This is a genomic window from Streptomyces sp. ICC1, assembly GCF_003287935.1.
Lineage (GTDB): Bacteria > Actinomycetota > Actinomycetes > Streptomycetales > Streptomycetaceae > Streptomyces > Streptomyces tritrimontium.
The window spans coordinates 8080325-8093988 of record NZ_CP030287.1; the positions used below are offsets into that span (position 1 = coordinate 8080325).

Genomic DNA, 13664 nt, shown 5'->3' on the forward strand with positions numbered 1-13664 from the left:
GGGGCGCAAGCCTCGGGGAGCCGGCGCCTACTTCTTGCGCTTGGTGCGGCGGGCGGCCGGGTTGCCGGTACGGGAGCTGCGGCGGCGGGCGAACTCGGCCGTGGCGCGCTCGTACTCGGCGCGGGCCAGCTTCTCGCCGGGGGCCTCGACGAAGCAGCGCAGGAAGTAGGCGATGAGGCCGCCGATGAAGCCGATCGCCTTGAGGCCCTTGAGGGCCGCCTCGTCGGAGGAGGGAGCGGGGCGGCGGGAGAAGGACTCCCAGGCCTTGACGAAGGCGATGGAGCTCGCGATGGCGAAGAGGACGACGACGGAGATGCTGAGGAACGGGCCGACGTTGCCGATCTCCAGGCCCTCGTAGGAGAAGCGGAGCAGGAAGGCTCCGATGACCGCGGCGGCCAGCGCGCCCGCGGCGACACCGACGCGGCGCAGGCCGTAGCCGCCGTCGTGGTTCACCCAGGTGGTGCCGAAGAACCGGAGCGGCTCGGGTTCGGGGCCGGTGGTCACCGGTGCCTGGGCCTGGGCCTGGTCAGGGGCCTCGGCGGCCGGCTCGGCGGGGGTCTGGTCTCGCTGGTCGTCGCTCACACCAGCGATTATCCCCCGCCGGCCGGTCCGGGCCCGGGCTGTCTCACGGGTCAGACCGCGCGGATGGCCCGGATGGACCCCAGGCGCGGCGGGACCTCAGGCGCGTCGGGACCCCAGGCGCGGCGGGACGTCAGGCGCGGCGGGACGTCAGGCGCAGTGGTTGGCCACGTAGCCGTCGCTGCCGGTCTTGACGTAGGCGTCCGAGACGAAGAGGCCGTTGCCGATGCAGTCCCAGATGTCGGTGGTGCCGTACGGACCGCTGACGCGCTCGCCCGGCGTCTGGCAGCGGATGGTCACGCTCGCGCCGTAGGGCAGGACCTTCTCGACCGAGAAGTTCGTGCCCGGACCGCTGCGGACGTTCACCCGGTAGCCCGGGGCGACCGGGAACGTCTGATAGCCGGACCCCGCGGCCAGGGCGACGATGTGGCTCGATTCGTTCTCAACGGACATGACTCGGTTTCCCCCCATGGGCGCTGCCCTGCGCAACTCGCGCAGGGTAGCAGGACCTTGGAGATTCGCACGGGCCATCGACTAGGCTCCGGCGGGGGTGGTGAGCGGTGCATTCGCTGCGCGCGGACTACGCGGGGTTTCCGGAGTACGCCGGGCAGTACCGGCTCGAATCCGTGCTCGGCTCCGGCGGCATGGGCGTCGTCCACCTGGCCACCTCCGAGTCGGGGCTGAAACTCGCCGTCAAGATCGTGCACGCCGAGCACGCCGTGGACCCGGAGTTCCGGGCCCGGTTCCGGCAGGAGGTCGCGGCCGCCCGGCGGGTGAGCGGGGCCTTCACCGCGCCCGTCGTGGACGCGGACCCCGATGCCGAACGCCCTTGGATGGCGACCCTGTTCATCGACGCCCCGACGCTCGCCGAGCGGGTGCGCGAGCGCGTGCTGGAGGCCCGGGAGCTGACCCGGCTCGCCGCCGGACTGGCCGAGGCGCTGCGGGACATCCACCGGGCGGGGGTCGTGCACCGGGACCTGAAGCCCAGCAACGTGCTGATGGCCCCGGACGGGGTGCGGGTCATCGACTTCGGCATCTCGCGGCCCGCGGACAGCGATCTGCGGACCGAGACCGGGAAGCTGATCGGGACCCCGCCGTTCATGGCGCCGGAGCAGTTCCAGCGGCCGCGCGAGGTCGGGACCGCGGCCGACGTGTTCGCCCTGGGGGCGGTGCTGGTGCACGCGGCGACCGGGCGGGGGCCGTTCGACTCCGACAGCCACTACCTCGTGGCGTACCAGGTGGTGCACAGCGAGCCCGATCTGACCGGGCTGCCGGAGCGGCTCGTACCGCTCGTCGCGCAGTGCCTGGCGAAGGACCCGGCGGAGCGGCCGAGCGCGGGCGCGCTGATCGTGGCGCTGCGGGCGCTGGTGTACCCGACGGACCTGGACACGCAGGTCTTCGTCCCCAGGCCGAGGCGGCCGGCCGAGGCGGAGGAGGTCACGCACCGGCGGGACCGGATCGAGGGCCGGGGCGAGGGCCGTGGCGATGACCGGGGCGATGACCGTGGCGAGGGCCGGATCGGTGGCCGGATCGGTGGCCGGATCGGAGGTCGGATCGGAGGTCGGGCCGGGGGCCGGGCACCGGGCCGACCTCCGATCCGACCTCCGATCCGGCCACCGGGCTCGGGGAGCGGGAGGCCGAGGGGCTCGGCTTGGCGCTCGCGGAGGACTGCGAGGGGGCCACCTCGGTCAGGCTGATGACGGGGGAGGAGGGTTTCGCGTCGAGAAGGGTCGTCTCGGGCTCCGCGGAGCCCGCGAAGGCCGTCAGGGCCAGGGCGGCCGCGCCGAAGACGACCACCGCGGACGCGGCGATCAGCACCGGGCGCATGCGGCGGCGCGGCGGTGCCCCGTACGGCGGTACGGGCGGCACGGGGCGCAGCTGCATCGTTTCGTCAGGCCAGGAACCCGCCGGAGCCATCGGCGACGCGGAGGCCACGGGTGTGCCGTACGCCGGGGTGTGCGCCTCGGGTATCGGTGGCGGGGCGGCCGCCCGGGCGGGGTGGGGCTGCCGCGTGGCCCCCGGGCCGCCTCGCGGTGGCCGGGCCTCGGCCTGACCGGGGTCGGGCAGCGTGACGTACGGGCGGACGCGCAGGGGCTCGAACCCCTGCGGGCATCCGCACCCGTCTCCCACGGCGCCGCATTCCGTACAGCGGTCAGCGCTCACTTGTACCCCTCCCCTGGCCACTGCCTGCGATTATGCAGACCCGCGGAAGCACTCCCAACCCGTCCGACAGGCCATAACGGGACACACCACTCAGGATGGAGTTGTCGATCAGGCCTGAGGAGGAGCCGATGGTGCAGGACGTGACCACGGAGCCCGACCCGCGGAAATCCGGCCCGAGTGCCGAACACGCCTCTCGTGAGGTGCTCGTCTCCATCGGCGCACTGCTGCTGGGGCTGCTCATCGCCGCGCTCGACCAGACGATCGTGTCGACGGCGCTGCCGACGATCGTCAGTGACCTGGGCGGCATGGCGCACCTGTCGTGGGTGGTCACCGCCTACATGCTCGCCTCGACGGCCGCCACACCGCTGTGGGGCAAGCTCGGGGACCAGTACGGGCGCAAGAAGCTCTTCCAGTACGCCATCGTGCTCTTCCTGATCGGGTCCGCGCTGTGCGGGCTCGCGCAGGACATGCCGCAGCTCATCGGGTTCCGCGCGCTCCAGGGCCTGGGCGGCGGCGGTCTGATGGTGCTGTCGATGGCGATCGTCGGAGACATCGTCCCGCCGCGCGAACGCGGCAAGTACCAGGGCCTCTTCGGTGCGGTCTTCGGGGCGACCAGTGTGCTGGGTCCGCTGCTCGGCGGACTGTTCGTGGACCACCTGTCGTGGCGCTGGGTCTTCTACATCAACCTCCCCATCGGTCTCGTCGCGCTCGTCGTCATCGCCGCCAGCCTGCACATCCCGGTGCGCTCCGAGAAGCACACCATCGACTACTTCGGCACCTTCCTCATCGCTTCCGTCGCGACCTGTCTCGTCCTCGTGGCCTCCCTCGGCGGGACCTGGGGCTGGAGCTCCCCGCAGATCATCGGGCTGGCCGTGCTGGGCGCCGTGCTGCTGATCGCCTTCGTCCTGATCGAGCGGCGGGCCGCGGAGCCCGTGCTCCCGCTCAAGCTGTTCGGGATCCGCACCTTCACCCTCTGCTCGGTGATCAGCTTCGTGGTGGGCTTCGCGATGTTCGGCGCGATGGTCTACCTGCCGACCTTCCTCCAGGTGGTCCAGGGCGTCTCGCCGACGATGTCGGGCGTCCACATGCTGCCCATGGTGCTCGGCATGCTGATCACCTCCACCGGCTCCGGCCAGATCGTCAGCCGCACCGGGCGCTGGAAGGTCTTCCCGATCGCGGGCACGGCCGTGACCGCGATCGGTCTGCTGCTCCTGCACCAACTGGAGCGCACCAGCTCCACCTGGGAGATGAGCGTCTACTTCTTCGTCTTCGGCGCCGGCCTCGGACTGGTCATGCAGGTGCTCGTGCTGGTGGTGCAGAACTCGGTCACCTACGCCGACCTGGGTGTCGCCACTTCCGGTGCCACCTTCTTCCGCTCCATCGGCGCCTCCTTCGGCGTGGCCATCTTCGGCACGATCTTCACGAACCGGCTGGACGACAAGCTGGCCGCCGCGCTGGCCGGAGTACCACTGCCGCCCGGGATGGACGCGGCCCGGCTGGAGGCGGATCCGCGCGCCATCGCGAGCCTGCCCCCCGACCTGCAGCCGACCGTGCTGGACGCCTACTCCACCGCCATCACCGACGTCTTCCTCTATGCGGCGCCCGTGGTGCTGGTGGCCTTCGTCGTGGCCTGGTTCCTCAAGGAGGACAAGCTGCGCGGCTCGGTGACGGCGCCCGACGTCAGCGAGACCCTCGCCTCCAACCCCGTCCAGCGCTCCTCCCGCGACGAGGTCGCCCGCGCGCTGACGGTGCTCGGCACCCTCCAGGGCCGCAAGCACGTGTACGAGAAGATCACCGCGAAGGCCGGCTACGACCTGCTGCCCGCCTCCAGCTGGATGCTGCTGCGGATCAACCGGTACGGATCCGTCGATCCCGCGGTGGTCGCCGAGCGGACCATGGTGCCGCTGAAGGCCGTCACGGACGCGGCCCGCGAGATCGAGGGGCGCGGGCTGGCCGTCCGCGACGGGTTGTCGCTGCTCCTCACGGACAAGGGTCGCGAGAACGCGGCGAAGCTGTCCGCCGCCCGGGAGGAGTCGCTCGGCGAGCTCCTCGGCGACTGGTGGGGCCCGGACCGGCCGACCGACCTGTCCGAGCTGGTCGCGGAGATCAACTCGGAGCTCTGCGGATCCGCCTCGGAGGAGCCCTACGAGGCCCTGCCGCGCCGGGACCACTCCGCGACGTGACCGGTCAGGCCAGCCGCTTCTCGAACCAGTGCTCCGCATACTGCCCCGCGTTGTAGGCGGGTATCTCGCTGTATCCGTGGCGCGCATACAGCGCGCGGGCCTCCACCAGGTCCGACCGGGTGTCCAGCCGGACGCGCTCGGCGCCGAGCTCGCGGCCGGCCTCCTCCAGTGCCCGGAGGAGCGCCGCGCCGCCGCCGGTGCCGCGGGCGCGCCCGTCCACATACACCCTGGTGAGCTCGGCGGTGGCCGGGTCGAGGAGGCGTATGCCGCCGCAGGCCAGGGCCTCGCGGCCGAGTCTGCCGACGACGAACCGGCCCGTCGGCGCCGCGAGCTCGTCGTCCGGGAAGTCCAGCAGCCCCTGGTCGATCTCGGCCTCGGTGACCGACCGCTCCCAGTACCGGCCGGCGACCTCCGCGTAGTACGCGCGGCGCAGCCGTGTGGCGTCCGCGGTGGTGAACGCCTCGGTGACGACCTCCCAGGCGCCCGTTCCCGTTCCCCCTTCCGTGCCCGTGCCCGTGCCCGTTCCCGCTTCCGTGCCCGTAGTCGTGTCCGTGTCCGTGCCCGGACTCGTGCCCGTGGTCGTCCTCGTCGTGGCGGTGGTGTTCGTCTCGTCGCTGTTCATGGCGTCATTGTGGAGCGGGCCGGGGCTGCCCCGCGTTGGAATATCCACAGGCCCGGGCCGATGATAGGAAAAAGGGCAAACCGTACACATGAAGGGCGTGAACCGTCATGTCGGAGCATCCTGACTGTGCCCTGATCCGCCGCGGCTACGAGGCCTTCGGCAAGGGCGACATGGAGAAGCTGAGCACGATGATGACGGCCGACGTCATCCAGCACGTCCCGGGCACGAGCCCCATCTCCGGACACCACAAGGGGCGGGAAGCCGTCTTGGACCTCTACCGCCGACTCGGCGAGGAGACGAACGGCACCATGCGGCTCCATCTCGACAAACTGCTCGCCGACGGCCGCGGCCACGTCATGAGTTTCCACACAACGCGCGCGGACCGCGGCGACCGCGGGATCGAGATCCACGAGGGCATCTTCTTCACGATCGTCGCGGGGAAGATCAGCGACCTCGACGTCTGCATCGAGGACATCGACGAGGCCGACGCCTTCTGGAGCTGAGGGCCGAGCCGAGGGCTGAGGGCCGAGCCGAGCAGCCCGCACGTGCGGTGAGAGCCCGAAAGGGCAGGGGCCCGGAGCGCGCGCTCCGGGCCCCTGCCACGCTCACGCCTGCTTCGGCGCCGCCTGCTGCACGACCTCGAACGACCACACCGACGAGCCCGTGGCGGCGGGCTTCGGCCGCTCCCCGCCGCCCGCCGGACCGCCCGCGCCGCCCGCCGGACCGCCCGTGCCGGCCCCCGGACCGCCCGCCGCGCCGCCGCCCTGGTGGGCCGCCTTCATGGGCCCCTCCATCCACGCCTGGAAGTCCTCCTCGGACCGCCACCGCGTGTACACCAGGTACTGGTCGGTGCCCTCGACGGGCCGCAGCAGCTCGAACCACTCGAAGCCGTCCGAACCCTCCACGGAGCCCGCCCGGGAGGCGAACCGCTGCTCCAGAACCTCCCGCTGTTCGGCCGGGACGGTGAGTGCGTTGATCTTCACGATGCTCATGCCCGACATCCTAGGTATCGCGCGGGGGATATCGTCGTCCGGGTAAATGAAGCACGCGGTATGAAACGCGGTATGAAGCGCGGCAGCCAGGCGAAGTCAAGGTTGCGGTCAACAGGGCGGGAGGCCGGCGAGGCGTGGCTAACGCGGCGGAGCACAGTGGTGCGAACGGACATGCCGGGGTCATAGGCGGTGGCGGCGGCAGGCTTGGGGCCGCGCGCCTCATGCTGTGGGCGCTGGCGGGGTTGCTCGCCGTCAGGCAGGCCGCGGTCGTGCTGCGCGTGCCGCCCGGCGAGTGGCTCAGTGATTTCCACCTCCCCGGCACCCCCGGCAGCCTGCCGGGCTCGCTCTACGAGAACGGCCAGTTCACCGGGACCCCCTTCGCGGGGCTGGTCCTCAAGCCGCTGCTCGGCCTCGCCGCGCCGTCCCTGGAGGTGGCCTGGACCTGCGTGACCCTGCTGTTCGTCGCCGCCGTCGGGCTCGTCGCCGCGCGCGGACTGCCCGACCCCGTGCCCCGGCGCACCGCGCTGCTGGCCGCGCCCGTGCTGGTGGCGCTGATGATGGTCTCGCTGCCCGTCCGCGAGGCCGCCTCCCCCGGCCAGACCGCCGTACTGCCCGTCCTGCTGGTCCTGCTGGCCGTCTTCCGGGTCCCGGCCGAACGCCCCTCCGGCTTCCTGATCGGCCTCGCCGCGGCGCTCCAGCCCGCGCTGCTGCTCTTCGCCCCGCTGCTGTGGCTCACCGGCCGCAGGCCCACCGCGCGCGCCGCCGCCGCGACCTTCGCCGGCGCCACCGCCCTGTCCTGGGCGGCCCTGCCGCGCGACTCGTGGACGTACTGGGTCCAGCACCTGGCCGGCACCGGCCTCGGCGGCGCCCCCGACAGCCTCGCCAACCAGTCCGTGCACGGCGCGCTGCTGCGCCTGGGCCTGTCCGGCCCCGGCGAGATCCTGCTCTACCTCGCGCTCGCGGCGGCCATCGCCTGGATCGGCCTGCGCCGCGCCGCCCGCTACGCCCGCGACGGACAACTGCTGCTCGCCGTCGCCGTCACCGGCTGCGTGGCCGTCGCCGTGTCCCCGGCCGGCTGGCGCCACCAGCTGCTGTGGGTGCTGCTCGCGGTCGCCGGCAAGGTCGGCAAACGGGCCGCCGACCGGCCGGTGTGGCCGGTCGCCGTGGTCCTGGCCATGACCCTGCCGAGCTCCGTCCTGCTGCCCAACCTGGTCGCGCTGGCTCCCGTACGGGACAACGTGCTGCTGCTCGCGGCCCTGGCCGCGGCCTGCGCGGTGCCGTTCCTGCCGCGCTCCTCGCCGTACTGGCGCGAGCCGGTCGCGACGGCCTACGGGCGGCCCGCGCCCGCGCGCTGGGCCCGGGTGCCGCTGCTGCCGTTCTGGCGGCGCGTGCTGTCGCGTCCCAACCTGCTGCTGGAACTGCTGCTGATACGGGTCGGCTACTCGCTCTACTCGCACATCCGGGCCGCCGCGCCCACCAGCCGCACCCTCGCCGAGGGCAACGGCAGCCAGATCCTCGGCATCGAGAAGGCGCTCGGCATCGACATCGAGCACGCCGTGAACCACGCGGTGGTGAACACGCCCTGGCTGGAGGCGTTCTTCAACTTCTACTACACCTCCTTCCACTTCGTGGTCCCGCTGACCATCCTGGCCGTCCTGTACTGGCGCCGCCCCAAGGACTACCGCTGGGCCCGCGCCTCCCTGGGCCTGGCCACCGTCCTGGCCCTCATAGGCTTCTGGCTGTATCCGCTCGCACCGCCGCGCCTGATGCCCGGGCTGGGCTTCATCGACACCGTGCACGGGGCGCAGGACCTGGCGAACCCGAGCTACGGGGCGATGACCGCGATCTCCAACCAGTACGCGGCGATGCCCTCGCTGCACTTCGGCTGGTCGCTGTGGTGCGGGGTCGTGATCGTGATGCTCGCGCCGAAGGGCTGGCAGAAGCTGCTGGGGGCGCTGCATCCGGCCATCACGGTGTGCGCGATCGTCGCCACCGCCAACCACTGGGTGCTCGACGCGGTCGGCGGCGCGGTGGTGGTCGGGGCCGGGTTCGGGCTCGTGTACGTGCTTTCGGGGCCCCGGGGGGCGGCTGTGTCGGCCGGGGTGGCCGTGCCGAGGCCGCGGCAGCGGCAGCCGGAGCGGGTCGGAGCGGGGTCGACTTCGGGGTCGACATCGGGGTCAGGGTCAGGGTCAGGGTGGGGGGACCGTACGCGCCTGCGGAGAACGAGTACGACTACGTCGTCGTCGGCGGCGGCACCGCCGGCTCGGTGATCGCCTCCCGCCTGACCGAGGACCCGGACGTCACCGTCGCCGTCATCGAGGGCGGCCCCAGCGACGTGGACCGCCCCGAGGTGCTCACCCTGCGCCGCTGGATGGGCCTGCTCGGCGGCGAGCTCGACTACGACTACCCCACCACCGAGCAGCCCCGCGGCAACTCGCACATCCGCCACAGCCGCGCCCGCGTCCTCGGCGGCTGCTCCTCGCACAACACCCTGATCGCCTTCAAGCCGCTCCCGTCCGACTGGGACGAGTGGGAGCGGGCGGGCGCCGAGGGCTGGGACGCGGCCGCGATGGACCCGTACTTCGACAAGCTCCTCAACAACATCGTCCCGGTGGCCGAGAAGGACCGCAACGCCATCGCGCGCGACTTCGTCGACTCGGCGCAGACCGCCCTGGGCGTCCCGTGCGTCGAGGGCTTCAACCGGAAGCCCTTCCACGAGGGCGTCGGCTTCTTCGACCTCGCCTACCACCCCGAGGACAACAAGCGCTCCTCCGCGTCGGTGGCCTACCTCCACCCCGTCATGGACGAACGCCCCAACCTCCACATCCTCCTGGAGACCTGGGCCGACCGCCTGGAACTCGACGGCACCCGCGCGCGCGGCGTCCACGTACGGGCCGCGGACGGTACGCGGTCCCTGGTCACGGCTCGCCGCGAGGTGCTGGTGTGCGCCGGCGCCGTGGACACCCCGCGGCTGCTGCTGCACTCGGGCATCGGCCCGCGCGCTGACCTGGAAGCCCTCGGCATCCCGCCGGTGCACGACCTGCCCGGAGTCGGGGAGAACCTGCTCGACCACCCCGAGTCGGTGATCGTCTGGGAGACCGACGGCCCGATACCCGAGAACTCCGCGATGGACAGCGACGCGGGACTGTTCGTCCGCCGCGACCCCGACTCCGCCGGGCCCGACCTGATGTTCCACTTCTACCAGGTCCCCTTCACCGACAACCCCGAGCGCATCGGCTACGAACGCCCCGCGCACGGCGTGTCGTTGACCCCCAACATCCCCAAGCCCCGCAGTCGCGGCCGCCTCTACCTGACCAGCGCTGACCCCGAGGTCAAACCGGCCCTGGACTTCCGCTACTTCACGGACGAGGACGACTACGACGGCCGGACCCTGGTCGACGGCATCAAGCTCGCCCGGAAGATCGCCGCGACCGAGCCGCTCGCGGGCTGGCTGGGGCGCGAGGTCTGCCCCGGCCCGGAGATCACCGGAGACGAGGAGCTGAGCGCCTACGCCCGCGCCGTCGCGCACACCGTCTACCACCCGGCCGGCACCTGCCGGATGGGCGCCGCAGACGACCCCGGTGCCGTCGTGGGCCCGGACCTGAAGATCCGCGGGCTCGAAGGCATCCGCATCGCGGACGCCTCCGTCTTCCCGACGATGCCCGCGGTCAACCCGATGATCGGAGTGCTCATGGTCGGCGAGAAGGCAGCCGAACTGATCGCCCGGGACGGTGGTACCCGATGAACGCCAACGCCAACGCCAACGCCAACGCCACCGCGCCCGTCGGCCCGACCACCGCGGCCGACCCCACCACCCCGGCCGACCCCGTCGACTCCGCCGCGCCCCCGGTCTTCGCCGTGGACGGCCTGTGGAAGGTCTTCGGCCCGGACAAGGCGGCCGCGCAGGTCCCCGGCTCCGCCGACGCCGAGCTCTCCGCCGCCGAACTGCGCGAGCGCACCGGCTGCACCGCCGCCGTCCGCGACGTCACCTTCGACGTCCGCAAGGGCGAGGTCTTCGTCGTGATGGGCCTGTCCGGATCCGGCAAGTCCACCCTCGTGCGCTGCCTCACCCGGCTGATCGAGCCCACCGCGGGCCGCCTCTCCATCGACGGCGAGGACGTCCTCGCCATGGACGCCACCCGGCTGCGCGCCCTGCGCCGCCACCGCGCCGCCATGGTCTTCCAGCACTTCGGCCTGCTCCCGCACCGCACCGTCCTCGACAACGTGGCGTACGGACTGGAGATCCAGGGCGTCGGACGCGGCGACCGCCGCCGCAAGGCCGCCGAGCTCGTCGCCAAGGTCGGCCTCGAAGGGCTGGAGGACCGGCGCCCCGGCCAGCTCTCGGGCGGCCAGCAGCAGCGCGTCGGCCTGGCCCGCGCCCTCGCCGCCGACCCCGAAGTCCTGCTGTTCGACGAGCCGTTCAGCGCCCTCGACCCCCTCATCCGCCGCGAGATGCAGGAGGAGGTCGCCCGGCTCCACCACGAGGAGGGCCGCACCATGGTCTTCATCACCCACGACCTCGCCGAGGCCCTGCGCCTCGGCGACCGGATCGCGCTGATGCGCGACGGCCGCATCGTGCAGCTCGGCACGCCCGAGGAGATCGTCGGCTCGCCCGCCGACGACTACGTACGGGACTTCGTCCGCGGCGTCCCCCGCGAACGGGTGCTCACCGTCCGCACCGCGATGCGCCCGGCCGCCGCCGGCGAGGCCGGGCAGGGACCCGCGCTGAACCCCGCCACCACCGTGGCCGAAGCCATCCAGGCCGTCGTCCGCAGCGGTGGTCCGGCCCGTGTGGTCGACCGCGGCCGCTGCCTGGGCGTCGTGGACGACGCGGGGCTGCTCGCCGTCGTGGCCGGGCTCCCGGCCGCCACCGGACGGGGGGTGGCGGCGTGACCTGCCCCGCCCGTCCCGCGCCCCCCGTCCCCGACGCCCGGAGGTGGCGCGCATGACCGCGGCCTCTACCCCGATCCCGACCCCCACCCCGAGCCCCACCCAAGATTCGACCCGGGAATCGAGCCCGAGCCGCGCCCCGTCCGACGCGCACGCCCCGTCCGACAGCCGCGCCGCCGCCCCTTCGGACGACCCGCAGTCCTCCGAACGGCCCGCCGGCCGGCACCCCTCCCGCACCGCGCCCGCTTCCCAGGACCGCCCCCGCAGACCGCTGGCCGCCCTCGCCGCGCGCCGCGGAGCGCTCCTCCCGCTGGGCATCGCCGTGGTCCTGCTGATCCCGCTCGCCGTGGCCTTCCCGGGCGCCGGCAGCTGGCCCGCGGCCCTGGCCGTCGACCTGTCCGGGCCGCTCGGCCGCGCCGGCGACTGGATCATCGAGCACCGCGACAGCCACCCGCTGTTCCTCTACTTCTTCGGCCACCTCAGCAACGCCATCGTGGTGTCCGTCCGCGTCGTGTACGTGCTTCTCCTCGCCGCCGGCTGGACCGGGGTCACCGCCCTGACCGCCCTCGTCGCCTGGCGCCTCGCCGGCATCCGGCTCGCCCTGACCTGCGCCGCAGCCTTCGCCGCCTGCGGGCTGCTCGGCATGTGGGTGCCGACCATGCAGACCCTCGCGCTGATGGTCGTGGCCGTCGCCGCCTCCGTCGTACTCGGCGCCCTGCTCGGCCTCGCCTCGGGGCTCTCCCCGCGCGCCGACCGAGCCCTGCGCCCCGTACTCGACACCATGCAGATCCTCCCCGCCTTCGCGTACCTGCTCCCGATGGTGCTGGTCTTCGGCATCGGCGTGCCCGCCGCCGTCCTCGCCACCGTCGTCTACGCCGCCCCGCCCATGGCCCGCCTCACCGCCCTCGGCCTGCGCGACGCCGACCCGGGCGTCATGGAAGCCGCCGCCTCGCTCGGTGCCACCGGACGCCAACGCCTGCTCACCGCCCGGCTCCCGCTCGCGCGCCGACAGATCCTGCTCGGCGTCAACCAGGCCATCATGACCGGCCTGTCCATGGCCGTCATCGCCTCCGTGATCGGCGCCGGCGGCCTCGGAGACCGCGTCTACCAGGCCCTCGCCTCCGTGGACGTCGGCGCCGCCCTGGCCGCCGGCATCCCGATCGTGCTGCTCGCCGTGGTCATGGACCGCACGGTCGACGCTGCCGGCCGCCGCATCGGCGCCGCCCCCGTACCCGGAGGTGAACAGCACCTGCTGCGGCGGGTGTTCGCCGGCTGGTACGGCCGCCTGCTCACCCTCCTCGCGGCCGTCGCCGTCGCCGTCGCCGGCCGCATCGCCGGCAGCTCCCTGTGGCCCGAGGCCTGGACCGTCCCCCTGGCCGGGCCGGTCAACTCGGCCGTCGCCTGGATGACGGACCACCTCTACTCCGGCGTACCCCTCGTCGGCGGCACCGCCGACTGGGCCGCCCGTTTCACCGGCTGGATCCTCGACCCGCTGCGCGGCGCACTCCAGGCCGCCCCCTGGTGGCTGCTCCTGCTCCTCGCCTGCGCGCTCGCCCTCCTCGCGGGCACCTGGCGCACCGCGCTCACCGCCGTCCTCGCCCTGGGCGCCATCGGAGTGCTCGGCGTGTGGGAAACCTCCCTGGACACGCTCTCCCAGGTCCTGGCCGCCGTCGCGGTCACCCTCGTCCTCGGCTTCGCGATCGCCGTGGGAGCCGCCCGCAGCGCCCGGGCCGAGCGGCTGCTGCGGCCCGTCCTCGACGTGTGCCAGACCCTGCCGCAGTTCGTCTACCTCATCCCCGTGGTCGCGCTGTTCGGCGTCGGCCGCGCACCGGCCGCCGCGGCCGCCGTGGTGTACGCGCTCCCGGCCGTCGTCCGGATCACCGTCCAGGGCCTGCGCGAGGTGGACCCGGCCGTCGTGGAATCCGCCCGCTCACTCGGCGCCACCCGCACGCAGCTCCTGCGGCAGGTCCAACTCCCGCTGGCCCGGCCCGCGTTGCTGCTCGCCGTCAACCAGGCCGTAGTGCTGGTCCTCGCCGTCGTCATCATCGGCGGCCTGGTCGGCGGCGGAGCGCTCGGCTACGACGTCGTCCTCGGCCTCGCGCAGGGCGACCTGGCCACCGGCCTGGTGGCCGGCGCCGCGATCGTCTGCCTCGGCCTGCTCCTCGACCGCCTCACCCAGCCCGCGAAGGAGGCCTGACATGCGCGACGCACACCCCCGGCGCACCCCGCGCCACC

Annotated in this window: 11 protein-coding genes and 1 pseudogene; 8 read left to right on the plus strand and 4 right to left on the minus strand. The window is 73.2% G+C overall.

The features are described from left to right. Nucleotides 1-27: 27 nt before the first annotated feature. Both DRB96_RS37870 and DRB96_RS37875 read right to left on the minus strand, forming a co-directional pair. Complete coding sequence (locus DRB96_RS37870; RefSeq protein ID WP_112454251.1) at nucleotides 28-504, minus strand: hypothetical protein; 477 nt, start codon at nucleotides 502-504, stop codon at nucleotides 28-30. A gap of 225 nt (nucleotides 505-729) precedes the next feature. Further along, nucleotides 730-1032 carry an SH3 domain-containing protein gene (locus tag DRB96_RS37875; protein WP_112452473.1) on the minus strand — a complete coding sequence of 101 codons (303 nt, stop codon included), beginning with the start codon at nucleotides 1030-1032 and terminating at the stop codon, nucleotides 730-732. Between the two features lie 107 nt (nucleotides 1033-1139). Between DRB96_RS37875 and DRB96_RS37880 the strand changes: the two are divergent. The 3 genes and pseudogenes from DRB96_RS37880 to DRB96_RS37895 form a co-directional block, all read left to right on the plus strand. After that, nucleotides 1140-1943, plus strand: a pseudogene (locus DRB96_RS37880) (serine/threonine-protein kinase); the annotation flags it as partial. Nucleotides 1944-2275: 332 nt separating this feature from the next. After that, nucleotides 2276-2632, plus strand: coding sequence for a hypothetical protein (locus DRB96_RS37890; protein WP_162689130.1), 357 nt, complete (start codon nucleotides 2276-2278; stop codon nucleotides 2630-2632). Between the two features lie 238 nt (nucleotides 2633-2870). Continuing rightward, on the plus strand, nucleotides 2871-4925 hold the full coding sequence (locus DRB96_RS37895) for an MDR family MFS transporter (protein WP_112452475.1): 2055 nt from the start codon (nucleotides 2871-2873) through the stop codon (nucleotides 4923-4925). A gap of 4 nt (nucleotides 4926-4929) precedes the next feature. Here the strand turns inward: DRB96_RS37895 and DRB96_RS37900 are convergent, their stop codons facing one another. Further along, entirely contained in the window at nucleotides 4930-5358 is a 429-nt protein-coding gene (locus DRB96_RS37900; RefSeq protein ID WP_239516936.1) for a GNAT family N-acetyltransferase, read from the minus strand. A 296-nt stretch (nucleotides 5359-5654) separates the two neighbouring features. Between DRB96_RS37900 and DRB96_RS37905 the strand changes: the two genes are divergently transcribed. Then, entirely contained in the window at nucleotides 5655-6050 is a 396-nt protein-coding gene (locus DRB96_RS37905; protein WP_112452477.1) for a nuclear transport factor 2 family protein, read from the plus strand. Nucleotides 6051-6152: 102 nt separating this feature from the next. On the opposite strand, the gene DRB96_RS37910 is transcribed toward DRB96_RS37905, so the two are convergent. After that, the gene (locus DRB96_RS37910; protein WP_112452478.1) at nucleotides 6153-6539 is read right to left on the minus strand and encodes an antibiotic biosynthesis monooxygenase; all 387 of its coding nucleotides are present in this window, start codon (nucleotides 6537-6539) and stop codon (nucleotides 6153-6155) included. 134 nt (nucleotides 6540-6673) lie between these two features. Here DRB96_RS37910 and DRB96_RS37915 point away from each other — a divergent pair, with 134 nt between their 5' ends. Genes DRB96_RS37915 through DRB96_RS37930 form a run of 4 tightly spaced genes read left to right on the plus strand, consistent with a single transcriptional unit; the run spans nucleotide 6674 to nucleotide 13626 of the window. Further along, nucleotides 6674-8809, plus strand: coding sequence for a bifunctional glycosyltransferase 87/phosphatase PAP2 family protein (locus DRB96_RS37915; RefSeq protein WP_275432049.1), 2136 nt, complete (start codon nucleotides 6674-6676; stop codon nucleotides 8807-8809). After that, nucleotides 8734-10284, plus strand: coding sequence for a GMC oxidoreductase (locus DRB96_RS37920; protein WP_112452480.1), 1551 nt, complete (start codon nucleotides 8734-8736; stop codon nucleotides 10282-10284). The genes DRB96_RS37915 and DRB96_RS37920 overlap by 76 nt, the downstream gene beginning before the upstream one ends. Continuing rightward, nucleotides 10281-11432, plus strand: a complete 1152-nt coding sequence (locus DRB96_RS37925; protein WP_112452481.1) for a glycine betaine/L-proline ABC transporter ATP-binding protein — start codon at nucleotides 10281-10283, stop codon at nucleotides 11430-11432. The genes DRB96_RS37920 and DRB96_RS37925 overlap by 4 nt, the downstream gene beginning before the upstream one ends. Before the next feature lie 52 nt (nucleotides 11433-11484). Continuing rightward, entirely contained in the window at nucleotides 11485-13626 is a 2142-nt protein-coding gene (locus DRB96_RS37930) for an ABC transporter permease subunit (protein ID WP_112452482.1), read from the plus strand. The last annotated feature ends 38 nt before the right edge of the window (nucleotides 13627-13664 follow it).